The organism is Bifidobacterium oedipodis, assembly GCF_012932425.1.
In the GTDB taxonomy this organism is placed as follows: Bacteria; Actinomycetota; Actinomycetes; order Actinomycetales; family Bifidobacteriaceae; genus Bifidobacterium; species Bifidobacterium oedipodis.
The window spans coordinates 119841-146504 of record NZ_JAAIII010000003.1 but is presented as its reverse complement, the minus strand read 5'-3'; the positions used below and the strand labels follow the sequence as shown (position 1 = coordinate 146504).

28 protein-coding genes are annotated in these 26664 nt (G+C 58.4%); 16 read left to right on the top strand and 12 right to left on the bottom strand.

The window, feature by feature from the left end; all coding sequences use genetic code 11:
- Window positions 1-11: 11 nt before the first annotated feature.
- The gene (locus tag G1C95_RS05750) at window positions 12-266 is read right to left on the bottom strand and encodes a hypothetical protein (protein WP_169172014.1); all 255 of its coding nucleotides are present in this window, start codon (window positions 264-266) and stop codon (window positions 12-14) included.
- A 556-nt stretch (window positions 267-822) separates the two neighbouring features.
- Window positions 823-1182, bottom strand: a complete 360-nt coding sequence (locus tag G1C95_RS05745; protein WP_169172013.1) for a hypothetical protein — start codon at window positions 1180-1182, stop codon at window positions 823-825.
- Between the two features lie 159 nt (window positions 1183-1341).
- On the opposite strand from G1C95_RS05745, the gene G1C95_RS05740 reads away from it, so the two are divergent.
- From G1C95_RS05740 to G1C95_RS05730, 3 genes are all read left to right on the top strand, one after another.
- Window positions 1342-1866 carry a hypothetical protein gene (locus G1C95_RS05740; protein WP_205832733.1) on the top strand — a complete coding sequence of 175 codons (525 nt, stop codon included), beginning with the start codon at window positions 1342-1344 and terminating at the stop codon, window positions 1864-1866.
- A 319-nt stretch (window positions 1867-2185) separates the two neighbouring features.
- Window positions 2186-2590: a hypothetical protein gene (locus tag G1C95_RS05735; RefSeq protein WP_169172011.1), complete on the top strand. Its 405-nt coding sequence runs from the start codon at window positions 2186-2188 to the stop codon at window positions 2588-2590.
- 47 nt (window positions 2591-2637) lie between these two features.
- Window positions 2638-3507, top strand: a complete 870-nt coding sequence (locus G1C95_RS05730) for a MurR/RpiR family transcriptional regulator (protein ID WP_169172010.1) — start codon at window positions 2638-2640, stop codon at window positions 3505-3507.
- Window positions 3508-3534: 27 nt separating this feature from the next.
- On the opposite strand, the gene G1C95_RS05725 is transcribed toward G1C95_RS05730, so the two are convergent.
- On the bottom strand, window positions 3535-4662 hold the full coding sequence (locus tag G1C95_RS05725) for an ATP-binding protein (RefSeq protein WP_169172009.1): 1128 nt from the start codon (window positions 4660-4662) through the stop codon (window positions 3535-3537).
- Between the two features lie 320 nt (window positions 4663-4982).
- Between G1C95_RS05725 and G1C95_RS05720 the strand changes: the two genes are divergently transcribed.
- Entirely contained in the window at window positions 4983-10196 is a 5214-nt protein-coding gene (locus G1C95_RS05720; protein ID WP_240947449.1) for an acyl-CoA dehydratase activase-related protein, read from the top strand.
- 240 nt (window positions 10197-10436) lie between these two features.
- Window positions 10437-11714: a glutamate-cysteine ligase family protein gene (locus G1C95_RS05715; RefSeq protein ID WP_169172008.1), complete on the top strand. Its 1278-nt coding sequence runs from the start codon at window positions 10437-10439 to the stop codon at window positions 11712-11714.
- 199 nt (window positions 11715-11913) lie between these two features.
- Here G1C95_RS05715 and G1C95_RS05710 read toward each other — a convergent pair whose 3' ends face one another.
- Together G1C95_RS05710 and G1C95_RS05705 are read right to left on the bottom strand one after the other, a co-directional pair.
- Window positions 11914-12447, bottom strand: coding sequence for a heme-binding protein (locus tag G1C95_RS05710; protein WP_169172007.1), 534 nt, complete (start codon window positions 12445-12447; stop codon window positions 11914-11916).
- Entirely contained in the window at window positions 12444-13424 is a 981-nt protein-coding gene (locus G1C95_RS05705) for an aldo/keto reductase (RefSeq protein ID WP_169172006.1), read from the bottom strand. The genes G1C95_RS05710 and G1C95_RS05705 overlap by 4 nt, the downstream gene beginning before the upstream one ends.
- A 79-nt stretch (window positions 13425-13503) precedes the next feature.
- Between G1C95_RS05705 and G1C95_RS05700 the strand changes: the two genes are divergently transcribed.
- Complete coding sequence (locus G1C95_RS05700) at window positions 13504-13659, top strand: hypothetical protein (RefSeq protein WP_169172005.1); 156 nt, start codon at window positions 13504-13506, stop codon at window positions 13657-13659.
- Window positions 13660-13878: 219 nt separating this feature from the next.
- Here G1C95_RS05700 and G1C95_RS05695 read toward each other — a convergent pair whose 3' ends face one another.
- Entirely contained in the window at window positions 13879-15012 is a 1134-nt protein-coding gene (locus G1C95_RS05695; protein WP_169172004.1) for a Gfo/Idh/MocA family protein, read from the bottom strand.
- 178 nt (window positions 15013-15190) lie between these two features.
- Between G1C95_RS05695 and G1C95_RS05690 the strand changes: the two genes are divergently transcribed.
- Window positions 15191-15823 (top strand): TetR/AcrR family transcriptional regulator, encoded by a 633-nt coding sequence (locus tag G1C95_RS05690; RefSeq protein WP_169172003.1) that lies wholly within the window; start codon window positions 15191-15193, stop codon window positions 15821-15823.
- 91 nt (window positions 15824-15914) lie between these two features.
- Window positions 15915-18032 (top strand): beta-galactosidase, encoded by a 2118-nt coding sequence (locus G1C95_RS05685; protein WP_169172002.1) that lies wholly within the window; start codon window positions 15915-15917, stop codon window positions 18030-18032.
- 128 nt (window positions 18033-18160) lie between these two features.
- Here G1C95_RS05685 and G1C95_RS05680 read toward each other — a convergent pair whose 3' ends face one another.
- Complete coding sequence (locus G1C95_RS05680; protein ID WP_169172001.1) at window positions 18161-18787, bottom strand: TetR/AcrR family transcriptional regulator; 627 nt, start codon at window positions 18785-18787, stop codon at window positions 18161-18163.
- A gap of 318 nt (window positions 18788-19105) precedes the next feature.
- Here G1C95_RS05680 and G1C95_RS05675 point away from each other — a divergent pair, with 318 nt between their 5' ends.
- The 4 genes from G1C95_RS05675 to G1C95_RS05660 all read left to right on the top strand — a co-directional run bounded on the left by G1C95_RS05675 (window position 19106) and on the right by G1C95_RS05660 (window position 22196).
- A complete protein-coding gene (locus tag G1C95_RS05675) occupies window positions 19106-19531 on the top strand; it encodes a hypothetical protein (protein WP_169172000.1) in 426 nt (141 codons plus the stop codon).
- A gap of 61 nt (window positions 19532-19592) precedes the next feature.
- A complete protein-coding gene (locus G1C95_RS05670) occupies window positions 19593-21032 on the top strand; it encodes a tyrosine-type recombinase/integrase (protein WP_169171999.1) in 1440 nt (479 codons plus the stop codon).
- Window positions 21033-21186: 154 nt separating this feature from the next.
- Window positions 21187-21714, top strand: a complete 528-nt coding sequence (locus tag G1C95_RS05665) for an ImmA/IrrE family metallo-endopeptidase (RefSeq protein WP_169171998.1) — start codon at window positions 21187-21189, stop codon at window positions 21712-21714.
- Window positions 21711-22196 carry a hypothetical protein gene (locus G1C95_RS05660; protein WP_169171997.1) on the top strand — a complete coding sequence of 162 codons (486 nt, stop codon included), beginning with the start codon at window positions 21711-21713 and terminating at the stop codon, window positions 22194-22196. The genes G1C95_RS05665 and G1C95_RS05660 overlap by 4 nt, the downstream gene beginning before the upstream one ends.
- A gap of 127 nt (window positions 22197-22323) precedes the next feature.
- Here the strand turns inward: G1C95_RS05660 and G1C95_RS05655 are convergent, their stop codons facing one another.
- From G1C95_RS05655 to G1C95_RS05645, 3 genes are read right to left on the bottom strand one after another with little or no spacing between them, the layout of a single operon-like run.
- The gene (locus G1C95_RS05655; protein WP_169171996.1) at window positions 22324-23088 is read right to left on the bottom strand and encodes a hypothetical protein; all 765 of its coding nucleotides are present in this window, start codon (window positions 23086-23088) and stop codon (window positions 22324-22326) included.
- A gap of 50 nt (window positions 23089-23138) precedes the next feature.
- Entirely contained in the window at window positions 23139-23483 is a 345-nt protein-coding gene (locus G1C95_RS05650) for an ImmA/IrrE family metallo-endopeptidase (RefSeq protein WP_169171995.1), read from the bottom strand.
- A gap of 36 nt (window positions 23484-23519) precedes the next feature.
- Entirely contained in the window at window positions 23520-23984 is a 465-nt protein-coding gene (locus tag G1C95_RS05645; protein ID WP_169171994.1) for a helix-turn-helix domain-containing protein, read from the bottom strand.
- Between the two features lie 152 nt (window positions 23985-24136).
- Here G1C95_RS05645 and G1C95_RS05640 point away from each other — a divergent pair, with 152 nt between their 5' ends.
- Window positions 24137-24400, top strand: a complete 264-nt coding sequence (locus tag G1C95_RS05640; protein WP_169171993.1) for a hypothetical protein — start codon at window positions 24137-24139, stop codon at window positions 24398-24400.
- Between the two features lie 167 nt (window positions 24401-24567).
- On the opposite strand, the gene G1C95_RS05635 is transcribed toward G1C95_RS05640, so the two are convergent.
- On the bottom strand, window positions 24568-24738 hold the full coding sequence (locus G1C95_RS05635; RefSeq protein WP_169171992.1) for a hypothetical protein: 171 nt from the start codon (window positions 24736-24738) through the stop codon (window positions 24568-24570).
- Between the two features lie 77 nt (window positions 24739-24815).
- Here G1C95_RS05635 and G1C95_RS05630 point away from each other — a divergent pair, with 77 nt between their 5' ends.
- A complete protein-coding gene (locus tag G1C95_RS05630; protein WP_169171991.1) occupies window positions 24816-25034 on the top strand; it encodes a hypothetical protein in 219 nt (72 codons plus the stop codon).
- Complete coding sequence (locus G1C95_RS05625) at window positions 25031-25258, top strand: hypothetical protein (RefSeq protein WP_169171990.1); 228 nt, start codon at window positions 25031-25033, stop codon at window positions 25256-25258. Before G1C95_RS05630 ends, G1C95_RS05625 begins: the two co-directional genes overlap by 4 nt.
- 21 nt (window positions 25259-25279) lie before the next feature.
- On the opposite strand, the gene G1C95_RS05620 is transcribed toward G1C95_RS05625, so the two are convergent.
- Complete coding sequence (locus G1C95_RS05620) at window positions 25280-25489, bottom strand: hypothetical protein (RefSeq protein ID WP_169171989.1); 210 nt, start codon at window positions 25487-25489, stop codon at window positions 25280-25282.
- Between the two features lie 33 nt (window positions 25490-25522).
- Between G1C95_RS05620 and G1C95_RS05615 the strand changes: the two genes are divergently transcribed.
- Window positions 25523-26311, top strand: a complete 789-nt coding sequence (locus tag G1C95_RS05615; RefSeq protein WP_169171988.1) for a phage antirepressor — start codon at window positions 25523-25525, stop codon at window positions 26309-26311.
- Window positions 26312-26664 lie beyond the last annotated feature (353 nt).

The window sequence follows — 26664 nt, the reverse complement described above, 5'->3', positions numbered from 1 at the left end:
GAAACGCTGGTTCAGCGCGCGTATACGGTGGGGGAGCCGGACATGCGGCTCATGGCCGACTGGGGAATGCCGGGCACTCGAATGTCATGAACACGGGCGACTGCCATCTCAAGAGTGGATCCGGTCGTGACGGTTGCTCCTGCGGCGGCTACAGCTGCTGCGGTTGTTGCGCTGGCTGCTGCGGTAGTCATCGGCTGACGGTATGCGTTGGAATTACGAGCGAGACGGGCCAGCGCCGGACGCTGCTTACGGGCGAAGAAGAACATCAGACACCTCCTGATCGGGTGATTGTTGCGGGCTGGATGATCGGCTGGCTCAGGGTAGTTCCGGGGTGGTTCCAGAGCGGGGCTAGAGCGGTCCCGGGTGGCGGCTGAACTTGTCAAACCAGTCGTGAAACTAGTCGTGAAACACGTCAGCGTCAAGCCAAAGACCAGCCTTGGAACAAACCCTTTGGAAACAGACCTTGGGCGAGCCAATCCAATCATGGTGTGCAGTTATATCCTCATACTGCCAGTCTCAACACCAGCTTGCTATGGGGGACATTCCCCATATTCCCCTGAATACGATGTGCCCTCACTCATCCGTGGGATTGATTGATGGATGGGGTGGCATGGTCGGCTCGCTCGCTACTCATCCTTGGGGTGGATGTTTATTGTTGAATATTGTTGAACGGCATATGTGGCATGTGCATGTACGGCATGCGTGCCACGTACGGCATACGCGGTATGCGTGGCATACGTGCCATGTGCGGTATGCGCAGTCTACTTATCCACAATAGACATTCTGTCTGCCACTCTCACAATCGGCTCCATGACTGGGTTTTCATAAGCTCTCTCCACATTGTCCGCTCAGCTGGCGCTGCAGTGTAACTTTGGCTAGCGTGGAACCATGAAACGTCACATAGGTGTGCAGGCTCTTGTCCTTGCTGCGGAAGAATCCCAGCGTTGCATCGTCACGCGCGATAAAGCGGAACGAATGGCCCTTGATCGCAGAGTGCGAACCGGCGATATACAACGTGTGTTGCCGGGGATGTATGCAAGAAGCAGCGTATGGGAATCGCTTAGTGCGCCCGATCGAACTTTGCATATGGCGCGGGCATGGGCTGTGAACCACGCAATGCTTGGATTCGCCGGTATCACCGCAGCCACCGCCTATGGTTTCGACCATCAGTGGCTGCTGCATGATGGCGGATTGACCATCGCCACTCATTTACGTGGCGGATGCCATGCTTTCGGTCCCATACGATATGTCTACGTACCGCAGTCGCATATGAATAAGGAGATGGTTGCGGGCGTTATGGTGACTGCACCTGCTCGAACCATATTCGATTGTGCGCAAAGCATGGATTTCCGTTATGCCCTACCCATTGCCATTTCCGCAGCGCGCAAAGGTGTTCGGTTTGAAGATGTAATGGACGTATGCGTTCGTATGAGACGCGGATCTCGTCGAATCTGCACGCTGATGCGATATGCCAATGCTGCTACCGAAAATGGTGGCGAAGCATTCGCTCTAGGCACCATGCTTGAGGAAGGTATACCGATGCCAAGATTGCAGCAGGGGTTTACCGATCCCCAGACAGGCCGGCAATACTGGGCTGATTTCGTATGGCGTTTGGACAATGGGCGCGTTGTTGTTGGGGAGTACGACGGAATGCTCAAATATGTGGATGCTGATATGACTGCGGGCAAATCCATTCGAGGCGTGGTCAACGATGAGCGCGCTCGCGAATCCGCGATTATCAGGGCCGGTGCCAGCGACGTTGTTCGCTTCGGTTTTAACGACGTGCTCAATCGGACTCCTTTGCTGGTCAAGCTTTTTGAAAAAGGCGTGCTTCGGAGCGGTGCGCGGATTGCACAGATTTGGTAGCGGCAGCGTTCATGCGGGCTGATTGTCGCGCTGATGGTGCTCTCAGCGTGGTTTTAAGTCCACATGTGGATTGAAGACCACGCGGACGGTAATCCCAGCGTGGCTTTGAGTCCATCCGGTGGTGCGAAAGCTTCACTGGGCCGCTCAGCGTGGTTTTAAGTCCACGTGTGGATTGGTTGCCACGCTAATGGTGTTCTCAGCGTGGTATTGAATCCACATGTGGATTGAAAGCATCGCTGAGCGCGTCAGTGTGGCTCTGAGACCACGGCATGGAGCGATTGCCATGCCTGTGGAACCCTCAGTGTGGTTTTAAGTCCACATGTGGATTGAAGACCACACTGATCCGAGCAAAAGCGAGGCTTTGGCAGCAAAAGGGGCCGTAGAAGGGGCGGCGGAAAGTCAGCAGAAGGGGCAACGAGAACGAGACGGTGTGAAAAGAGGCAGAAGGGGCGATGGAAGAGGTGGCGGTGTGGAAAGGGACAGAAGCGGCAGAGCGGACGAGGCGGTGTCAGAAGAAAGGATGATGGAAGAGATAACGGAGAAAGCAGCAGAGGGAACAACAGAAGAGATAGCGGAGAAAACAGCGGAGGGGAGGGGCAACAGCAGCAGAAGGGACAGAAGAGATAACGGAGAAAGCAACGGAAGCAGAAACAACAGAAGAGTTTGCGAACAGTTCATATTGCGGCTAACCGGGATTGCCGATGCGCTGGTTTGCAGCCACTAGGCTCGACAGTAGATTATGACGCGACGAGATCAGGAGCTTGAGGAATCGTGCAATCCGCTGTGGCAATTCGCGAGCGTATCGACCACGTGTATCCGTCGCTTCGTCCGGCGGAACGGGCTGTAGCGCGGTATATCAGGGATCATGTTGACCAAGCGGCCGATTTGACGGTGGGTCAGTTGGCCGATGCTGCGCATGTGAGCCAGCCCACGGTGATTCGCTTCTCGCGCAAGCTTGGCTTCGGCGGTTACCGGGAGCTGCGTTATGTGCTGGGCCATCCCAGTGCCGAGCACAAGGTGGGTTTCGATCCGTTGGCTGGTTTCGATTTGAATCCTTGGGATAATGCCGATGAGGTGCCGGTTCAGGCCGCACAGCGCGCCAAGGCGCTGATTGACGAATTATGCCAGGCGCTGGATGTGAAGGCCTACCGCAAAGCAGTGGCGATTATCGCGCAGGCGAAGCTGATTGATATTTATGGTGTGGAGAACTCGCTGGCTCCGGCCGTGGATTTGTTCACCAAGCTGGGGTATTTGGGTCTTACCTGCCGGTTGAACACTGACGGATATTTGCAGCAGATTGGTGCCGGCCATTTAACGCACGGTGATGTGGCTATTGCCTTCTCTCATTCCGGCAGTTCGGCGGATACGGTGAAGGCGTTGCGTTTGGCGAAGGCCAGTGGGGCTAAAACCATTGCGATTACTAATACGGCGCAGGCACCGCTGGCAGGTTGGGCCGACGCGACGTTGCTGACCGGTCTGGACTCCCACACGATTTACGGCAGTGCGATTTTCTCGCGCGTTACCGATATCGCTTTGGTGGACATGGTGTATATGGGTGTGATTCTTGCCGATTATGGCCGTTTCTCCACGGCGCTCGACGCCTCCGGCCGCATGATTCGTGACCGTGTGTTCGCAGAGTAAGGGTGAGGCTGGAAACCACTGCCAGCGTTACGCCAGTGAATAGGTGGTGGCGCGGGAACGTCCATGACGAATGATTTTGCCGTCGCACTCCAATTTGTGCAGTAGGCGTGAGGCACGATCCTTGCTGATAGCCAACTTCGATTCGATGCTTTTGCGACTAAGGCTGACACCGCTGGCAGCGAGCAGATTTAAGGTGATTTGTTCAAGCGCTTCATTCGAACGATTCAGCAGTGTGGTCTCGGTCGGTGTGTTGCGTTGCGCCACAATCACCGATTCGCCGTCGCCTCCGGCGTTGACGGTGCCGGGAGGTGCGCCGAATTGCCAGTCGAAGCCACGTCCTAATACCAGCGTCTGCAGGGGAGCGCAGCCGATGATGCGCGCATTGGCCAAGGCCTCGGTGGCTTGATCGGTGATGCGCTGGGCTGAGGGGAAGGCATACAGTTTGGCCCGCCCGTTCGGGTTTTGCGCGGCTGATGATGATTCGACACTGGAACTGGAGGATTGAACCTCCCGCTCTTCGCCGTCGTCTGGTTCCAAAATCGGCAGCAGTATGGCGACTGATGCTGGAGCGACGCGCAATTGTGGACTGACAGGATTGCCGTCGTAGGCATCCATAATGCGTTCGACACCGGTGCCGCAATTCTCGCACAAACCCAAATCCGCGAACAGCGAAGCGAGACGTGGATGACGCGGCAGACTGATGCCGTTGAGCAGATCGTTGATTTGCAATCCGCCCGGCAGCCCACCCAACGAAATAATCTCCAGACGAGAGGCAAACACATTGATCAGCGTGGGGCCGGCATAGGTGTAGTCGCGGTGCTCCAACGCATTGACCAGCGATTCACGCAGCGCATCCGCAGGAAAACTGCCCGATTCATTGATACGGTTGAATAAGGCGGCCGCCTGGTCAAGCTGGCTTAGGATCGAACCGGAGAACGTCATCCGTTCACGGATGGAAGTTTTGGTATCGCCGTCGAAAATAGTGGCTTTGATAACAAAGGGGCATTGGTCGCTCAGCAGCGATGATAAAGGATTTTCAGTATCGCCGGCTTCGATGCCGGTTGCCGACCAATCAAGCCCAGCGCTGGCAAAACTGCGCTGAGCGTATGTGAAACTTAGGTCACTTTGGTCTGATAATTGGTCACTTCTCCCCATATCGACGATGGTAGCGTTGCGAGCCGACACCAGTTACGTAGCAGAAGCGACGCAACTGCGGCGCAAAAGCAACATAAGGGAACGCAAGCATAGCAAGGCAAACTGCGCATCTGAGTAGGGTGATGACTACTGGCACAGCATGGACACGCTTTCCGTGAGCGAAATCACCCCGCAGCGCGGCTCGTTGGGAGAGTGGTCGGACTAAGCTATGAGCCCAGAAGCCGGGCGATGCCGTCCGCAGTGTGCCCTAGCAGCCGCACGGCTGCCTTTCATGGTGCCTGCCGACAAGCGAATCCGGACACGCAACATAAGAGGATTGTATGGTTGACACCGCATCACACGCGACCGTGAACGACGCCGCAGCCGCAGGCACCGTCGCCGCAGCCAGCCGCGCGAAGCCGCTGCGCGTGGGATTGGACATCGGTTCCACCACCGTCAAGGCTGTGGTGCTGGACCAATCCGACTCACTGGCTGATACAGTATTCTCCGACTACCGCCGCCACCACGCCAATGTGCGCGCCACCGTAGCCGGCCTACTCCAAGATATCCATAAGGAACTTGAAGCTCGCGGGCGTGCAGATGAGCCGATTCGTCTTGCCATCACCGGATCCGGCGGCCTGGCGCTCGCGGACAGCATGCACGTGCCGTTCGTGCAGGAGGTTATCGCTGAAACCGAGGCGATTGACAAGGAATATCCGGCAGCCGATGTGATTATCGAACTCGGCGGAGAGGATGCCAAGATCACCTATTTGAAGCCCACTCCCGAGCAGCGCATGAATGGTTCGTGCGCGGGCGGCACCGGCGCGTTCATCGACCAGATGGCCACATTGCTTGACACCGACGCCGCAGGCCTCAACACGATGGCGAAGGAATACCAGAATCTGTATCCGATCGCTTCACGCTGCGGTGTGTTCGCCAAAACCGATTTGCAGCCGCTGATCAACGATGGTGCGGCCAAGCCGGATTTGGCGGCCTCGATTTTCACTGCAGTGGCCACCCAGACCATCGCAGGCCTGGCCTCCGGCCGCCCCATTCATGGCACGGTGATTTTCCTCGGCGGTCCGCTGTTCTTTATGAGTGAGCTGCGCGCCGCCTTCCAGCGTGCGCTCGAAGGCAAGGTGGACGAGTTCATCGTGCCCACCGACGCCCACTTGTATGTGGCTTACGGTGCCGCCCTGCAAGCCGAACTTGACCGGGATGACGAAGGCCATCACTTCGAGGCGCGCACCTGCACCGATCTGCTGGGCCGTTTGTCTGAGCTGGATAATCTGCCGGCCAACACGCCTACGATGCCGCCGCTGTTTCCCACCGAAGCCGACCGCGAAGCGTTCAACAAGCGTCACCATCAGGAGCGTATCCATGTCGGCACGCTCGAAGGCGCGCATGGCCCGCACTTCTTGGGCATCGACGCTGGCTCCACCACCATCAAGGCCACGCTCGTCAACGACGATCGCGAAATTGTGTGGTCGAGCTATGCGAACAACGAGGGCAGCCCGCTGACCGCGGCCATCAACATCGTTAAGAAGATTCAATCCGAGCTTCCCGAAGGCGCGTGGATCGCACGCTCCTGTGCCACTGGCTACGGCGAGGGTCTGATCACCACCGGCCTGCACTTGGACGAGGGCGTGGTCGAAACCATGGCCCACTATCGTGGTGCCGAAATGGTATCGCCCGGCGTCACCGCCGTTATCGACATTGGCGGCCAGGACATGAAGTATCTGGCCATCACCGATGGCGTGATCGACTCCATCGCCGTCAACGAGGCATGCTCCTCCGGCTGCGGCTCCTTCCTGCAGACTTTCGCCATGTCCATGGGATTGACGATTCAGGAATTCACCCAGAAGGCCCTGAATTCCACGCATCCGGTGGACTTGGGTTCGCGTTGCACCGTGTTCATGAACTCCTCGGTCAAGCAGGCGCAGAAGGAAGGCGCGTCCATCGAAGACATCGCCGCCGGCCTGTGCTATTCGGTGGTCAGGAACGCCCTGTACAAGGTCATCAAACTGCGCGACGCCGGCGAACTCGGCGACACCGTGGTGGTGCAGGGCGGTACGTTCCTCAACGATGCCGTGCTGCGCGCCTTCGAACTGCTCACCGGCCGCGAGGTCACCCGTCCGAATATCGCCGGTCTGATGGGCGCATTCGGTGCGGCTCTAACCGCCCGCATGCATTACACGGATGAGGCCGATCATCTGGATGGTCTGGTTGCGGCCGATGGTGGGGAAGTCGCTGGTGAATCCACAGCGGCGGCTGCCAACGCTGGTACTGCAGATGCCAGTGATACTGCCGATGCCGACGTCGCTACCGGTACTACTGCCAGTGCCACTGATGCGGCCAGCGCCTCCGACGGCTTCAAACCGACTGGTTCAGCTGCGGCCGACCGGCATATCGCCGTCATCGATGGCGTGGCGCATACCACCTCCTCGATCCTGTCCGGCGAAGCTCTCGACACACTCACCATGACCACCGAACGTGACGTGTGCAAGCTGTGTCAGAACCACTGCAAGCTCACCATCACTACCTTCGCCGACGGTTCGCGTTACGTGACCGGCAACCGTTGCGAACGCGGCGGCGACTCCAAGAAGCAGCGTTCCGACCGACCGAACCTGTACGACTACAAGTACAAGCGTTGCTTCGCCTACCGCAGGCTTACCGACAAGAAGGCCACGCGCGGCGAAATCGGCATTCCGCGTGCCCTGAACATGTACGAGAACTATCCGTTCTGGTTCACGCTGCTCACCTCGCTGGGCTTCAAGGTGATGATTTCCGGGCGCAGCTCCCACGAACTATTCGAGACGGGCATCGAGTCGATCGCCTCCGAAAACATCTGCTATCCGGCCAAGCTGGTGCATGGTCACATCAAGTGGTTGCTGAACAAGGGCATCAAAACGATTTTCTACCCGTGCGTGAGCTACGAAGACAATCTCGTGCCCGACACCGACAACCACTACAACTGCCCGGTGGTGGCCAACTATCCGCTGGTCGTCGGCGCGAATATGCCCGAACTGCGCGATGACGACGTGCGCTATCTGCACCCGTACTTCAACCTCGCCAACCATGAGCTGATGGTCGACCGCATCGTCGAGGAGTTCGCGTGGGCGAACGTCACACGCGAAGAGGCCGAAACCGCCGTCAAAGCCGCCTATGCTGAAGACAAGGTGTTCAAGCATGACGTGCAGCAGGAAGGTTTGAAGGCGCTGGCCTATATGAAGGAGCATGACTGCCGCGGCATCGTGCTCGCCGGCCGCCCCTACCATATCGATCCCGAAATCAACCACGGCATCCCTGAAACCATCTGCTCGCTGGGCATGGTGGTGCTCTCTGAGGATTCCGTGTGCGAACTGGAACCGGGGGAGAAGCTTAACCTGACCGAATTCCTCGGCAAGGACGAAACCGATCCGCGCGCCAAGAATGCGAACGGATTCCGCCATGTCGGCGATCGCAAGATCACCAAGATGCCGTTGCGCGTCACCAATCAGTGGGCCTACCATGCGCGACTGTACAAGGCGGCGCATTTCGTCGCCTCCTATCCGGGGCTTGAATTGGTGCAGCTTAACTCCTTCGGCTGCGGCCTGGACGCCATTACCACCGATCAGGTCTCTGAGATCCTTGCGGACAAGGCCGACGTGTATACCCTGCTGAAAATCGACGAGGTCTCCAACCTGGGTGCCGCCAAGATTCGTCTGCGCTCGCTCAAGGCCGCCGTGGAGGAACGCGAAGCCAACAACGCCGCCGTAGCAGCCTCCGCAGCTGACTCGGCTGCCGCTGGCCGTTCGGATGCTTCCGCCACCGACTCCTCCGTCATCCCGAACGGTTCCCCCGTCATCCCGAGTGAAGTCGAGGGATCTACTGACACTGCTACCCAAGCTCAAGCCCAAGCCGACCTCGACGCCGCCAAAGCCGAGCTCGCCAAAGCCCAGGCTGCGGTTGAAGCCGCGGAAGCCAAACTGGCCGCGCAATCCATGCCCAAATCCACCGGATTCCGCAAAACCGGCTCCAAGGCTCCGACCGCCGGCCGACAGGTGCTGCTGGACACCACCATGGCCGCCAACCCCAAGCTCACCAAGCAGATGCGCGAAGCCTCCAAGCGCGCCGCGCAGCGTGACATTCAGTCCGCGGCCAACGCCGTACTAGGCGGTTCCGATGGCACCGTGAATGGTTCCTCCACCAAGCAGCTTGCCAAGCAATCCGGCCACAACAACGCCACGATGACCCGCTACGCGCACCGTGAGAAGTTCGTCAAGGACATGAAGCGGGACTACACCATCGTGGCCCCCCAGATGAGCCCGATTCACTTCTCCCTGGTCGAATCCGTGATCCGTTCCGGTGGCTACAAGTTCGACATCCTCAAGCATGCCAGTCGTGCGGATGTGGAAACTGGCCTCAAATACGTTAACAATGACGCCTGCTACCCGGCCATCATGGTTATCGGCCAGCTGATCGACGCGATTCAAAGCGGCAAATACGATGCGGACAAGGTGTGCCTGGCCATCACCCAGACCGGCGGTATGTGCCGTGCCACCAACTATTTCGGTTTGATTCGCAAAGCCCTGATCGACGCCGGCTATCCGCAGATTCCGGTGATCGCCATCTCCACCCAAGGTCTGGAAGACAATCCCGGCTTCAAGGCCACGCCGGCCCTGCTGCATCGTGCGGTCAAGGCGCTGATTCTCGGCGATCTGCTGATGAAATGCCTCTACCGCGTGCGCCCCTACGAAGCCGAACCGGGCGCGGCAAACCGACTCTACGAGCAGTGGGATGTGATCGTGCGCGAAACGATCGAACACCACGGGTATTCGAAGACAGGCGCGCACACTCCATGGCTGAAGAAGGGTTGGCTGCCGTACGCCACGCTCGCCAAGGAGATCGTGAAATCGTTCGACGAACTGCCCCTGCGCGATATCCCGCGCAAGGTGCGCGTCGGCGTCGTCGGCGAAATCCTCGTCAAATACCAGCCCGACGCCAACAACCACGTGGTCGACGTGATCGAATCGCAGGATTGCGAGGCTGTGGTGCCCGGCATCATGGAATTCATGACCACGCGCCCCTACATCACCGACTGGAACGAGCACAACCTCGGCACTGGCGGCAACAAGTTCGGCTATGCGCTGATGCGCTGGGGCCTCGACCGCTACAATGCACCCATCAAGGCCGCATTGGCAAGCTCCAACGGCAAGTTCCAGATCGACGAGCCCATGCCCGAACTGGTCAAGAAAGCCGCCGAAGTCACCTCCATCGGCGTACAGGCCGGCGAAGGTTGGCTGCTGACGGCAGAAATCCTTGAGCTCATCGAACAAGGCTGCCCGAATGTGATCTGCGCCCAGCCGTTCGCCTGCCTGCCCAACCATGTGACCGGGCGCGGCATGTTCGGCAAGATTCGCCGCCTGCACCCCGAAGCCAACATCGTCTCCATCGATTATGATCCGGGTGCGAGCGAAGCCAACCAGCTCAACCGCATCAAACTCATGATCGCGGCGGCGAAGAAAGTGCACAAGGCCAAGTTGGAAGACCAGACGCTGACTTCCGCAGACTAAGGGCTAAGGACTAAGGACTAATCCAGTCCATTCCACGAAGAGTAGTGGCCCATTGCGTGAGTGCCGGGGAGCTTGTGATAACGCCAAAGGTTGCGTTATCGGCTTCACGGCATAGATCGTGCAATGGGCCTTTTTCTTGGAATAGTGGCTGTTCACAGAGCCATGTCAATGGGCCGGTTATCGGTTTTTCGTATAGCAAGCCCGGCACGAGTATGTGGATGTTAGGTTACGATACCTAGCATGACGACACCACGCATCAGCTACGCCCACCTGCTGGCCACACCTAATCCCAAGCACGTCGAGAGCCTGCTTCGGTTCTTCGAAAACGGTCGAGCCCAGCGCGGCACCGGCGGATTCGGCGTGGAAATCGAGCACCTGCCCGTGCACAATAGCGACGACACCGCCGTAAGTTACTACGAGCCGAACGGCATCGAAGCGCTGCTCAACCGTTTGCGCCCATACTATGACGAATCCAAGGAATACTGGGAGAACGGGCATTTGGTGGGGCTAGCCCGCGAAGGTGTGTCAGTAAGCCTTGAACCCGGCGGACAGGTGGAAACCTCGCTGGGCATTCTGCGCAAACCCGGCGACCTGAACGCCCTGTACGCAAAATTCCGACGCGAAACCGATCCGATTCTGGAAGAATTCGGCTGGCGATTCGTCAACTACGGCTACCAGCCGAAATCCAGCTTCGCCGATATTCCGGTCAATCCCAAGGATCGTTATGATGCGATGACCGCCTATCTGGGGCGCGTGGGCCAGTTCGGCCCGTGCATGATGCGCTGCTCCGCCTCCACACAGGTGTCCATCGACTACGTGGATGAGCATGACGCCATCGCCAAACTGCGCATCGGCACCGCCATCGGCCCGATCCTGGCATGGTTCTTCCGCAACTCCCCATATTTCGAAGGCGAGACGAACACTTGGCCGCTGCTGCGCCAGCGCATGTGGGATTATCTCGACTTCCAACGCACCAACGTGATTCCGGGCCTGTTCGACCCGCGCTTCGGTTGGGAGGATTATGCGGTGGATGTGCTCTCCACTCCGCTGATGTTCGCTGATCTGACCCATACGCCCGAAGTGGTCGAAACCGGGGCGAGCGGCAAGGCGCTGCACCGCCCGGCCTTCTATGAGAATGCCGGCGACGTCTACCCCGATCGTGAGCTGAACCCCTACGAGATCAACCACATCATCTCCACTCACTTCAACGACGTGCGCCTGAAGAACTTCATCGAACTGCGCCATTGGGATTCCCTGCCCGTCGAACGCGCCGAGCGCCTGACTGAAATCGTGGCCTCGCTGCTTTATGTGCCCGAGAACCGTGAGCGTTTGGAAAGCTACTTTGATGGTCTTCGTGAGGAAGATGTGTTTGAGGCCAAGGCCAATATTCAGGCGCATGGCCGCGACGCTCGTCCCTATGGTCAGCCGTGGGACTTCTGGCACGCCTTCCTTGGCGCCGAAGGACTGCTCGCCGACGAGCCCGGCGACCCCAAGCATCCCGACGTGTTCCAGGCCTGACTGTCACATCCACGGTCGTTTCCCAAGCTTGGGACGCTGAAACGTGTTGAGCGTCTCAAACTTGAGAAGAATCCGACTGCCTTCCCAAGTTCGGGACGCTGAAACGTGTTGAGCGTCTCAAACCTGGGAAGAATTCGACTACCTTCCCAAATTTGAGACGCTAAGACGCGCCAGGCGTCCCAAACTTGGGAAGAACACGCTAATCGACTATGGTCTGGTCGAATGAGGGAATCTTAGTACCGCACCAATCGGCCAATGCCTCGGAGAGGAAGTAATGGTCCTGTGCATGCGGCAAGGCGGAGACGAGTGCCACAGCAAGTAACTTGCCGTCAGCGGTCATAATTGGGAAGCCTCCGCCACATACCGCATAATCGGCATCTTCAGCAAGCTGATCGATCAGCGGCGTGGGTTCTGAAGACTTCCAGCGTGCCCATGCACGTAGCGACGAGTGCCCACAAGCACTGACGGTGTTGAATTTGCGACGCATCCATTCATGGTTGGAAACCCCAGTGCCTCGTGTCAGATAAGCAAACATCAGTGTGCCATTAGGGCGGTAAATCGCTGCAGCTAGGTCGATGCTTTGTTCTTGGATACGGCGGACCAGCGTCTGGCCCAGCTCCCAAGCGTCGGCATCATCAAACAATTCCACGGTGAGCAGACGCTCCTGTTCTCGAATCGTGGCTTCGAGATTGAGATAATCCTGTGGGGTCACGGTGTTGATAGTGGTGTTCATCGTGCATCAATCTCCAGATTCAACCAAGCCGCCTCGGTTTCGGTCAGACAGATATCCAACGCGGCGGCGTTGGACCGGATGATCTCGTCGGAAGTGCACGACAGCAGCGCATACATGTCGAGTCCTTGAGTGAATACCCACGCCACGGCGATCTGTGCCACCGGCACGCCGCGCTCAGCGGCCAGAATCTCAGCGCGGCGTAGGCGTTCGAAGTTGTCGGGGTAACAGTAGCCTCGGCGAGCGAACTCATCAAGGCGCGCCTCGGCCGTCGCCCGGTCGTCGGAACGGAACATGCCGGTCATGAAGCCACGGCCCAGCACGGAGTAGGCGAATACGGCCATACGGTTGTCACGGTACCATTCGCGGTCGGCCTGCATGTCGTCGCCGTTCAACGTGGTGCATACGCCGGCCCACGGCGTGCCCTCTTGCACGGCCAGCGAATAATTTGGCGACGAGACAGTGAACGGCACCAGTCCGTGTTCGGCGGCATAGGCGTTGGCCTCGGCGATACGGTTCGGCGACCAGTTGGATCCGCCGAATGCCTTGATGCGTCCGGCTTGATGGTGTTCGTTGAGCCATTCGACGATCTCTCCTGCCGGCACTTGCGGATTGTCGCGATGCAGCAGGTAAATGTCGATGTAGTCGGTGTTGAGCTTGTTCAGCGAATCGTCCACGTCCTCGTCCAGATCGCGTTTGGTGACGCGTTCGGTGCCGTCGTCGAGGGGATGGCATCCTTTGGTTTCGATGACGAGCTGGTCGCGGTCGTCGCGGCCTTTGAGCCAGTTGCCGATCATGGCTTGCGCTTGGCCGTAGGCTTTGGCAGTGTCGATGGTGTTGATGCCGTTGGCGATAGCAGTATCGAGCAGCGCGGCTAGCTCCTCTGGACGTTGTGTGCCATTGAGCAGTGAGCCGTAGGCTGTGCCGAATACGATGCGAGAGACCGGTTTGTCCAGTCCCGTGATGGTGCCATATTGCATGGGATTCCTTTCTGATGGTGGGTTGGGGTGATGTGGTTGTGAGATCCCTCGACTTCGCTCGGGATGACGGAAAGGTCGCTTGGGGCGTCGGGAGCGGTTTTGTTCGGGATGGCGGGGGTGGTTCTTTCTGAGATGGTGCTGGGGTATTGGTTATTTCGTCATGCTGAGCGAAGCCGAAGAACTGCTCGCCGACGAGCCCGGCGACCCCAACCACCCCGACGTGTTCCAGGCCTGACTGTCACATCCACGGTTGTTTCCCAAGTTTGGGACGCTGAAACGTGTTGAGCGTCCCAAACTTGAGAGGAATCCGACTACCTTCCCAAGTTCGGGACGCTGAAACGTGATGAGCGTCCCAAACTTGAGAGGAATCCGACTACCTTCCCAAGTTCGGGACGCCAAGACACGATAAGCGTCCCAAACTTGAGAAGAACAGAGTGACGGGGCGGGGTGAAAGCTAGATGAGGGCGCTTTCTTCGGTGGGGCCCCAGAATCCGCGGTCGATATAGCCTTCGGGCAAGGGCTCGGGAACAGTGAAGGTCGAGGTCATCTCATAAGGCCGGCTTTCAGCGGCGGAGATCATCATGCCGTGGATGAGCTCGAACACATGGAAACCCATCTCCTTGCTCGCGCGATGTGGACGACCCGCCTTCATCGACCAGGCTATTTCCGCTGCGCCCACGCCGCGGGATTCGTTGAGGAACCCGTGCGTGAACGGGAACGTCACCTCCGGCTGTGAAGGCTTCTTAAGTCGCACGCTCGAGCCCGCCACATTGGGGTCGCCCATGCGCAGAATGCCGGCAGATCCATAAATGTCAAGAATCGGCTCCTCATCCACATTGGAGCATCCGGTGAAATTTACCGTGGCCAGCGCGCCGGAGGCGTATTCGACCACTGCAGTGACCACATCGGGTTCGGTGTGCGTGACCGTCTGCCCGAACAATGGACTGGTGACGCGCAAGCGTGTGCGCTCGGGGGAGTGGATGCGCGTGAAGGCGCTCACACGGCGGGCCGGTCCCATAATCGAAGCAAGCGCGGTCATGTGGTAACAGCCATAGTCGAATGGCATGCTGCCGCCTGGCTGTTCGAGGAACGGCAGAATGTCGCCGAATACGTCGAGATTGCGGTTGACGGTGACATTCGCGGACTGGATCTCGCCAATCAGCCCACGTTCGACGATGTATCGCGAGGTCTGGATACCTCCGGTGAGGAACATGTCTGGTGCCACGCCGAGCCGGAGGCCACGCTCGTCGGCAAGGCGAACCAGTTCGCGACCTTCCTCGAGGGTGACGGCGATCATCTTCTCGCTAAACACATGCTTGTCGTGCAGCAGCGCCTGTTTGATAACTGAATAATGGGCTGCCGGAGGTGTGAGGTTGATGATCATGTCAATATCCGGGTCGCTCAGCACGTCGGCACTGGTGCGAGCGGTAATGCCATACCGTTCTGCCTGCGTTCGGGCCTTTTCCTCGTCGAGATCGGCACAGGCCACCGCTTTGATGCCTACAAATCGTTGGGTGAGATTACTGAGGTAAGCGTCGGAGATAGCACCGCAGCCGATGACTGCTGCGCGGATAGGTTTGATGGGCATGATCCTCGGTCCTTTCGTCATTGAACAACAGAACGATAGATTCGTGAACAATAATATATCTAATATTTGTTAGATAGTTACGAGCGTGTCATGCTGACAAGTGGGATTCGGATTGCAGCGTCGCTGACACGTCTCAAGATGGTGCGAGTGATGGCTGCCCGCTTATACACTGGTGCGTATGGCGAATGAGAAACAGAGGCGAGTGCGCAAGAATCCGGTGGAGCGGCGAGAGGAGATTGTCGCGGCTGCGGCCCGGCTGGTGAGCGAGCGGGGGTTCAACGGCATTTCGCTCAAGGACGTCGCCGACGAAGTGGGCATGAGCCAGCCAGGACTGCTACACTATATCGGCACCAAAGAAGGTCTGCTTTCGATGCTGGTCACCGACAGCTACGACACCTCCGGCACGCCTGACGATTTTCTGCAATCCGGACTGCCCGGCAGCGATCCCGAAACGCCGTCGTTCCCGGCATACTTGCGTTTTTTGGTGAGGCACAATGCGTCCCGCCGCATGATGGTGCAGATGTATACGATTTTGCAGACGGAATCGCTCAATCCTGACCATCCGCTGCATGAGTACTTCAGCAACAGGCCTGATTCTGTGTGGGATCATTACAGCCGTTTTCCGTGGCGGATTCCTCCACAGATGGGTTCTTGGGATGAGGGGATGCGACCGGTGGTGCGCCAGTGCATTGAGGCGATGGACGGCATTCAGTTGCGTTGGTTGCGCAAGCCGCCGATTGATATGTATGACGAGTGGCTGGCGTTCGAGCGAATGATCTTCCCCTCCCCAATGTGGGACCTCTACCGCTGATCGGGTTGCGCAGTGCCTTGACAAGGTCTGGAGTGTTTTGTATGCTTCTTTTATCTAATAATTGTTAGATATAGAACAAAGGAGTTTGCAGATGAGTGCAGCTACGGTTGACCATATCCTCTTCGGTGCCGCCTACTACGACGAATACATTCCTAAGGATCTCGACCGAGTCGATACCGATATGCAGATGATGGTGGATGCCGGTATCAATGTGATTCGCATCGCCGAATCCACATGGAGCACCTGCGAGCCGCAGCCCGGCAAGTTTGACTTCTCCCACGTCGACCGTGCGCTCGACGCCGCCCACCGCCATGGCATCGACGTGATTGTGGGCACCCCGACTTACGCCGTGCCGACCTGGCTGGTCAAGATGCATCCGGACGTGCTGGCCGTCACCCCGAATGGTGAAGGCAAGTACGGCCCACGCCAGATCATGGACATTGTCAACCCCGCCTACCGCTTCTATGGCGAGCGTGTGATCCGCGAGCTCATCAGCCACGTCGCCGACCATCCGGCCGTCATCGGCTACCAGGTGGACAACGAGACCAAGTACTACGATTCCGTCTCCGCCGACATGCAGGCGCTGTTCGTCAAGTATCTGCGCGGCAAGTTCAATAACGATCTTGACGCGCTCAACGCGCATTTCGGCCTCGACTACTGGTCGAACCGCATCAACGCGTGGGAGGACTTCCCCGATGTGACCGCCTCGATTAACCAGTCGCTGCGCGGCGAATTCGACGTGTTCCGCCGTGCCCAGGTGGCCGAATTCCTCGCCTGGCAGGCCGACATCGTGCGCGAATATGCGAAGGAAGGCCAGTTCGTCACCCAGAACTTCGATTTCGAATGGCGTGGCTACTCCTATGGTGTGCAGCCTGCGGTCGACCACTTCAAAGCCTCGCAGGCAGTCGACATCACCGGCGTGGACATCTATCATCCGACCGAAGACGAGCTAACCGGCAAGGAAATCGCCTTCGGTGGCGACATGACCCGCTCCACCAAAGACGGTGCCAACTATCTTGTGCTCGAAACCGAAGCCCAGGGCCAGCATGGCTGGCTGCCGTTCCCCGGCCAGCTGCGACTGCAGGCCTACAGCCACCTGGCCTCCGGTGCCGATTCGGTGATGTATTGGCACTGGCACTCCATCCACAACTCCTTCGAAACCTACTGGAAGGGCCTGCTCAGCCACGATTTGGAGCCGAACCCCACCTACCGTGAGGCCGGCGTCTTCGGCAAGGAGGTTGCCAAGGTGGGGGAGCGCCTCGTGCATTTGAAGAAGCGCAACCAGGTCGCCATCATGGTGAGCAACGAGGCACTGAGCGCCCTCGAATGGTTCCGCCTCGAAACCGGCTTCCCCGACGGTGTCGGCATGAACTACAACGACGTGGTGCGTCGGGTCTATGACGCGCTGTTCGCGCTCAATATAGAATGCGACTTCGTGCCCGTCGACGCGCCGGCCGATCGCCTCGCCAAGTACGCAATGGTCATCACCCCGGCCCTCTATTGCGTGCCGCAGGCCACCACCGACACGCTGCGCGACTACGTGGCGAACGGCGGCCACCTTGTCTCCACACTGCGCTCCTTCGTCACCGACGAAGAGGTGACCGTGTGGCACGATCGCGCCCCGCACAATCTCACCGACGTATTTGGCATGACCTACAACCAGTTCACCCGCCCGAAAGGCAACGTGCCCGTCGACTTCACCGGCACGCTCAGCGGCGCTGCCCAGGCAGACGCCGAAGCACTGATCGAACTGCTCAACACGGACGCGGACACCCTCACGCTCGCCTCCTACGGCCACTACGCGTGGAAGGACTACGCGGCCGTCACCCGCCATGCCTTCGGCAAGGGCAGCGCCGAATGGATCGGCACCGTGCTCGACGCCGACACCATGAAGGCCGTGCTGGCCGAAGCCGTGGCGAACGCCGGCATCGAATCGGACGGCGCCGCGCTCGCGGGCTCTGTGGTGGTGCGTCAGGGCGAGAACACCAAGGGCGAAACCGTCACCTACCTGCTCAACTACTCCGCCGAACCGGTCACCATCGCCAGCCCCGTCACGGGCGAGGTGGTTGTCGCGCCGATCATCGTCGGCACGGATGGCACGGTGGACGAGGAAGCTACGGCGGCTCTGCCAGCTAAGGCCGGGGCGCAAGTTGCGGTCGGCGACGAGCTGACCATCAGCCGCTGGAACCTGGCGGTGATCGCCAGCTGAACAGCCGATCAGCCACACAGCCGCACGACCGACCGGTCCGACAACGACTGATCCGAAACGCTCGGTTCGGTAGACGACCGGCCGGTCTGCAGGTAAACCGTCGACAGGCCAGAAATCCAAGGAATTCGTCAGCGGATGATGAGGTCGATCAGGGCCTTCCATTCGCCAACGAAATCGACCTCGCGCGCGCCGTTGAGCCAGCGCAGCTGCAAGCCTTCCATGGCAGACAGCGCCTGCACGGCGGTGCGCTCGGGGTCGGCCACGCCGTCGCGCTTGGCGGCGAAGGCATATTCCTTGAGCAGATTGATTTCGCGCGCTTCAAAATATTCGTGCGCGGGATGGTCCTGGCTGAGCGCCTCGCTTTCCAGCAGCGTATACAGGCGCACCAGTTCGGGGCGCTCGGCGTTGGTCTCCACGGTGGCGTTGAGGATGGTTTTCAGCCCGTGATCGCAGTGGTAGGCGATGCCGTCGGCAAGCACGTCGCCGGTGACGCCTTCCACGCCAAGATGCTCGGCGATGGCGATCTGGTTGATGCGGTCGGCGTGCTTCAACGCCTCCACCAGCAGCTCCTCCTTACCGGAGAAGTAGTAGAGCAGTCCGGCTTCGGTGATGCCTTCGGCATCGGCCACGTCGCGGATGGTGAAGCCCCAGAACCCGAACTGGGAGATGCAGGAGATGGTGGTGTCCAGAATATGCTGCCGTCGATCCTCCGCACTCATGCGCTTCTTGGCAGGGGTGGCCGTCCGTCGTCTCATTGGTGCTCCTTCCCACAGTCCCGGCGCTTGCGCTCGGAGGCACTGTTTTTCGTCTACTTACAAGGTACTAGGTAAAGATAAGGAGGGTATGAATAATCGGCGCGACACGCCGAATTGCCAGATTTAGTTAGACGGGATTATTATCTAACTAAGCAATTACTAAGTACTGAATAAAGAACATACAAGAACAGTGATTGCCTTACAACTCAACGAGGAGTAAATCAACGCCGACCGCGCCATACTCGACATCCCTACGCGTATACGCCGCTGCCGGCTCGGGCCACGATGCCCATGATTTGCAAGAAAAGAGGATTCCAAATGAGTGATTCGTTGACCGCTGCGGCCTCCAAGCAGGAGCGCTTGGCCGCGTACAACGCGAACATCGCGGCCGCCGACGCCGACCCGACCCTGTCGCCGGAAACAGGAAAGACCATGGACAAGGTCACGCTGATCCGTTTCGGCGTGGGCTTCCTGGTGTTCGGCCTGCTGTGGATGAGCGGCCTGGCCATCGTCTCGGCAGTGCTGCTGACCAAGCACCTGCAGAACATCACCGGCAGCAATGACGTGGAAGGCCTCGTGGGTGTGATCAACTCCTGCACGGCCATCGCCTCGCTGGTCTCCAACCTGATGTTCGTAATATACTGTATTCAACGACGGTTCCAAAGCGTTGAAAACATGGGGTTCGTGTCCGATAATCGTTGCAATTCCAACGTTTCCGGCCTTATTGGGCTTGTGATATCCTAGAGGTATCCCTATGAAATCAATACCGGACATTTACCGGACATTCGGAAGGCGGTGGCTGGGTATGCCGAGACGGCACATGAGCGGCGTGCGCGAACCGTTCAGGACGAAGTCGGGCGGGCGCGAGTACTGGCGCGTGGACATCACCATCGGCCGGCTGCCCGACGGCAAACCCAAGGTCAAGACCATCAAGGCGAAGACGAAAACCGAATGCCTCAAACGCATGAGGGAGCTTGAATCGCAGATCGCCAGGTACGGGCACGCGCTGGACGTGAAGACCACGCTGGGCGAGCAGGCCGAACGGTGGCTCGCCGTGAAAAGGAACGACGTCAAGTTCAGCACCTACAGGACGTATGACGACATGGTTCACCTGCATCTCGCCGAGTGGCTGCACGCGCCGTTGGCCGAGTTCACCTACGCGAAGTTGCAGGGCATTCTCAACGGCATGAGGGCGCACGGGCGCGCGGGCGTCGAAACCGGGCCGGCCGGCACGGTGGCGCGCGAGCAATTGCGCACCACCCTGCGCCAGATATTCGCCATGGCCGTCAACGAGGAGCGATTGGAAAGGAACCCGGCTATCGGGTTGAAGATCAATGTGGGCGAACAGGTGGCGACAAGGGAGCTGGCGAACCGGCGCGAGGCGTTCACCGTGCAGGAGATGGAGGCGATGCTGCGCGCCGCCGCCTCATGGGGTGTCAGGGACGGTGCGCGCATGTGGTTCCGACTGCTCACGGGCATGAGGCAGGGGGAGATAATCGGAGCCGTCGAAAAGGATCTGAGGTTGTTCGACGCGAAGACGATGCTTCCGGTCACGGTCAAAAAGCCGATGCAGGTCACGTTCACCGACGAGCAGGGCGTGGAGCGCACGGGCACGGTGATGATGGACGCGACCGAAACCCGTGAGGCCAAGGTAAGGGTCGGCGAATACCGGGTGAACTGGCAGTTGAAGAACGTGCCGCGCGAACACGGGTGTCCGACGACGCCAGGCGGCAGGCCGACGTGCGGGTACATGCATGGCGGCAGATGCCCGCAGGCGAGATGGCGCGTGCCCGAAGGAACGGAGCTGATACCGGTTCACGGTGGATTGTGCCTTGTCACGCCGAAGTCCCACAGGGGCGACAGCGTGCCGATAATCCCCATGCTCGCCAACGTGCTCGACACCTACCTGTTGGAGATGAGTGACGTGCCGAACCCGCATGGTCTGTTGTTCCGGCATGACGACGGAAGCCCTATCAGCAAACGTGAGGACACCGCCGACTTCGACCAATTGATGCGTGAAAGCGGCATCGACCCTGAGACGCATACGGGGCACGAGACGCGCAACAGCGTGGTCACATTACTGGCGTCGCAGGGCGTTGACATGCAGCTGATACAGGAGATCGTGCGCCATTCGGACGTGAAGATGACCGAACACTATAGGAAGGCCGGCAACGCGGAACGATTGAGGGCCATGGAGAAACTGGAGACCGGGTTGCAGGTCAAGGGCATCGACTGGAAACCGTGATCGTGATGGTGTGTTGTGATTGTGGTTCATCCAGTGCGCGTGAGACACTTGAATCAGCTCGACCACGGGTTGTGGTAGGAGTCTCTGGGGTCGCGGCAGTGCGGCCCCTGCGTTTATTTTGTTCCGTTTTGCGTGTTGACGGGAGGTGGCATCGATGAACGGGATACGAGTGAATGACCTTTCGTCGCCGGCCGCAGCCGCCACGGAGACCCTGTTGAAGACCGTCGCGCCGGGCGGTGGTCTCAACCTTCCCGTTGACCCGTTCAGGGTGGCGGAACTGCTTGGATTGAAACCGGAGAAGCTGGCGTTGACGCCTGACGTGGATGGGCTGCTGGTGAAGAACAAGGCCAACGAGCCGTTCAAGGCCGTGACCGACGTGTACGCTTCGGAGCAGAGGCAGCGTTTCACCACGGCGCATGAGATAGGCCATTGGGTTCACAAGTATCAGGACACCCCGCCGGACGCGGTGCTGGGCATCGTGGAAAGCCGTGACGATCTGTCCTCGAAGGGCATCGACCCGGAGGAGATATGGGCGAACCGTTTCGCCGCAGCGTTGCTGATGCCGGCCGCTATAGTCAGGCGTCATTGGGGCGAGGGGCGCTCACGTGACGAACTGGCGAGAATGTTCGGCGTTTCCCGTCGTTCCATGGATTTGCGGATAGCCACCTTGGGGTTGCGGTGAGCGGAGAGGACACGGAGAGCGAGGAGGCGCTTGGCCTTTACGGTCGGGCACCGGTCGAGGCGGTGGAACCCGTTCCGGTGGTCGAGCCGTCCTCTGGAGCGGTCTCCGAGAGCGTTGGCGATTCAAGAGACGAGGAAACCGTCACCGCCGACTCGTACAACAGCAGACGCAGGGAGAACGAGCGGCTGCGCAAGCTCAAGGCCAAGAACGCCAGGCGTGAACAGGAGAACATGCTTCGCATGAAGGTGGCCGTGCGTATCGTCAACTTCGTCGCCGGCCAACTGGTGTTGGCGAACGCTCTGATATGGGTGTACTTCCTTGTGATGCTGGCGAGGGGCGATCAGATACCTTCCGAGGTCATTATCGCGTGGCTGAGTTCCACGATAGTCGAGGTGCTTGGCCTGTTGTGGGTCATCGCGCGCAGTCTCTTCCCGTTCCATGACCGGCATCGCGACAGGGACGGCGAGAAGGCGAAACGGTAGTGTCAGGGTTTTGCTGTGTTGCAATCGGGTGTGAATTATTCCACCAAGCGTTCCTCCATGCGATTCATCGCAACCATGCGCATATGACAGCGCCCCGCAACATGCGGGGCGTTTCTGCTATTTCAGGTCAGCTTACCGGCGTGAGCGTCGCCGGAGCATAGTTCTTGATGGTATACCCTTTGACCAGCTGGCCGTGGTAGTCGCCGCTGCCAACTGCGCTGTCGCCAAGGATCGTGTTGATATCGACGCTGCCGAATATGTCGAATGTTTTGAAGTTGCTGCTGCCGCTGATTATGTACCGTCCAGCCGGAACCTCCTTGCCTACGGTGAACTCTCCGGCCGGCAGTTGAATGGGCTCTCCCTTCGCCTGATCGTACTGGCCCTGCAACGCTTTCAGTTCCTGTTCCAGATCGTGCTTCTGGTTTTCGAGGTCGGTGACGCTGTTGTAGATGGTGTCGTATTTGGATACTTCCGATTCGGCGTCCTGAAGTTTTTGGTATGTGTCATCGTATGTGTCACGTACCGAATCGAGCGAGCTTTTGAGATTGTCGTTTTCCGCAGTGATCGAGTCGAACGACGGTTGGCGCGCGAACCAACCGCCCGTGGCACCGATGATAAGCGCCGCAGCGAGGGATGCGGCGACTATTATCGTATGCTTGCTCGGCTTCCTCTTCACTGCCGTGGCTTGTGGTTCGTCCTGTTGTGGCTGCTCCGGCTGTGGGGTGTCGGGGATCATCGCACCATATTTGGGTGCCTGAATATACTGCGGTTGCTCAGGCTGCTGTGGTGGCAGTGGTTGCGTGGCCTGTTCCTGCGGCTGAATGGGCGCGGCTTGCGGCTGCTGCGGTTGCGGTTCCGGTGCGGGTACGGGTTGCGGTGTCGGGTCGGTCATGGTTCTCTCTCCCTAGTATTAGACCCCCTACGATGGGGGTGTTGGTTAGATTATACGAGTATTTCCAATTGTTGCTGGTAATCCTTGAGCACCTGCATGGTCACGCCCAGTTCCCCGGCCATATGCCACGGGTCGCCCTCGTACATACGTTCGACCGTGACATAGGCCTTCCTGTTTATCAGGCGTAGCGCCGTCTCCTTGCGGGTCAGGCGCTCTTCCTTCGGCGTGCCGACCATCATGCCCTGTTGGTGGTGTTCGGCGTGGATCAGCTCGTGTTGCAATGCGCATAGGCGTTGGTTCGGGCTGAGCCGGTCGTGTAGGTAGATGACGTTGTGGCGTGAATCGTACAGGCCGTTGGTTTTGGGTAGGGGCCGTTCGATTATGAGCAGCCCCATGCGTTCGACTTCCTTCTCTAGTTCCCCCTCTTTCAATCAGCCCTCCGTTGGGGTCTCCGATTCGATGTCCCTGTTCTCGTCTTCGTTGGCGGCGAAACCGTAGGGGAGATTGTCGCTGTCGATTTCGGACGGGTCTACTGGTATGTCGGGTTCGACGTGGATGGTCTCACTGTCGAACACGCTACCGTAGTCGGCGCGCTCGTGATAGTCCTTGATACGGCGGGCCATCTCGTTAATCAGCTCGTCATCAGTGGCGTTGCGCAGGGCACTGGTCATCGCGGACATGTTGCGTTCCGATTCCTTGAGATAGCCGAAGACGATCAATCCATCAACAGGGTCTGCGTCGAAGGCGCGGGCGATCTTGATGACGTTCTCAGCGGAGAAGTTCATGTCATCATTCCACTGACGCCAAGCGGTGGAACGTGTGATGCCTGTTTTGGCTGCTATTGCGTTCGCATTGTCTGCATGTGTTGTGGCTTCAAGCCATGTTTTCTTATCCATGTGTTTCATTATGAAACATTTCTTGATTCTTGTCAAGACACGCCGAGTGTCTGATTTATTTTGACACAGACAGTTTCATGGTGATACATTATGTTGCAGAACGAATCAAGAAATGATTCGCTACAGAACATCAACTCACAGGAAGGGGCGTCATGGCTGAAGCAAAGCTGATGTTTAATGACGGTTTTCTTGACCGAGCGCAGAAAATGAGCGGTCTTAAAACGGTTGAATCCTTCGCTGGCGCGATTGGTGTCAGTGAAAGCGTTCTTAACAACGCGCGCAAAACCAATGTGGCGACAACCGCGATGTTGATTGGCCTTTATAAGGCGTTCGGTTTCCAGCCGGGCGAGGTGTGCAAGGTAAGGCCGGCGGCAATCGCCAACACAAGCAAGGTGGAAACGGAGGTGGCGGCATGAGTGACAACGGGGAATGCGGTTGCATCGATGACGAGTGCATGAAGCACATCGATTCACGATTCGACGCACTCAAAGACATGATCGTAACCCATGACAACTGCGTGTACGAGAACCACAAGGAGCTAATGGGTGCCGTCAAGGCTTGCGGCGGTAACGGCACCTTAACGTCAGGCCCGCTTGTCCAGTTCCAGCTGGTTGGCGGCGATGATCTCCATGGCTTCGGTCAGCTTGACGAGGCCTCTGGCGATGGACTGCTCCCTGAAATCAGGGTTGGTGCTGCCGGCCGCAGTGCCAAAAGCCTGCCCGGCCTGCCTGAGTTCTTCGCGTGCGTCTTTCAATTTGTCACCTCCTTTCTTGTGTTGGGTGGTCTCATTCTCGCATTCATCAGACTTGGAAAGGAAACGGAGGCGAGGAGATGAGCAAGGCGAGAATCATCGCAATGTGCGCCGTCGCAGCCTGTCTGCTGCCTTTGGCTGGTTGCGATACCGGGCCGCAAGGCGACCTGAGTGGCGAGATGGCGACCGGCACCGTTTGCATCGGCGGGCAGAAGTTCGCGATTGCGTATCTCGACGGGTATGCGCCGCAGAGCCTGCGAATGGAACCGCTCAACAAGGAATGCGAGGTGAAGGAATGAGCGATAACGTTACAGAGTTCAAGTTCAACGCCGAGGTGGCGTGCGTTCCGTTCGTCATCAAGGTAAAGCCTTCCGGTACGGAAACCATTATCCAGATCGACTCGTATGGGATCAACGACACATTGATGGGGCGTCCGATGGCGAGCATTGACATGAAAGTTGATGCGGCGGAGCGATTGCATGAGCTGCTTGGACGCGCGATAGAGAAGGCGCGCCGACCGTAGCCAGCGCGCCGGTGAGATGCATCAGTAGATGCGCCTTGGTGCGGATTGCCGCTTTTCTGCGATCATCCACCATCCAATCGAAGCCGGATTAATGTTTATGGTCTGCTCTCCATAATCATCGACTTTCCCTTTGATTTGGAATGGTTCGCCTTCCTGCATGGCTTTCTCGGCATCGAACGACTCGTCACATAGTTCGATGTCGAAATTGTCAACGACCAGATGCTTGCTCATGTTCACCTCCTTTCACTGTTAGGTAATGTCACAATGAATAACAATATTCAGGTTTTCGATTTCAAGGGCGAGCAGGTGCGCACCCTCACCGACCAGCAAGGCGAACCTTGGTTCGTCGCCAAGGACGTATGCGACGTGCTTGGAATTGCCACCAACCATCTTCGTGAATCACTTGAAGATGATGAACTAAGTGAAATCACCAACCTCCCCAATACGGAGGTTGGGAGCAATGGTGGTCGCGCTCCGCTCATTGTCAGCGAAGCTGGCCTCTATTCGCTGGTGCTTCGCAGCCGTAAGCCGGAGGCCAGAGAGTTCAAGCGCTGTGTAACGCACGAAGTGCTGCCCAAGATCCGTAAGCATGGCGGGTATCTCACTCCGCAGAAGGTCGAAGAGGTGCTATCCGACCCGGACACCATCATCCGCTTGGCGACCAATCTGAAGGAGGAACGCTCGAAGCGTTTGGAGGCCGAACGCGCCGTTGAGGCGCAGAAGCCCAAGGTGTTGTTTGCGGACTCCGTCGCCGCCAGTCACACCACGATCCTCGTGGGTGACCTTGCGAAGATCCTCAAAGGAAACGGTATCGATATCGGCGGCAACCGCCTGTTCCAATGGCTTCGTGACAACGGGTATCTGATCCGCCGCAAGGGCACGGACTACAACATGCCCACGCAGAAGAGCATGGAATTGGGTTTGTTCTTCATCAAGGAGACGAACGTGCAGCATTCCGATGGTCATATCACCGTCAACAAGACACCGAAGATCACCGGTAAGGGCCAGCAGTATTTCGTGAACAAGTTCCTTGGAAAGGAGGTCAAGGCATGATGGCGGGTTGGGCACAGTGCGCGATCGATGTCATGCAGAGCGCTGGGATACTGATTCTTGGCGCATGGATGTCAAGCATCGTGAGGCGCGTGAACTCAATGAATATGAGGCCGAGTCCGATGGTATGCGAAGAACATCATCCGGTGTCTGTGACTCCCAGTAACCGACCGGAAGTCGGAGAAGGGAACGCAGTCGAACGGGATGATCCCAACGCCAAAGCTCAACAGTCCCCGGAAAACGAAGGGGAGCCTTTGGCCCGGTGTGTGTTCTATGGGGCTCATGACCCGTATCATGCGATAATCTCCAGCGACGGCAGAATATGGTAGGCGTTTCAATGGTATACCTGAATGCCT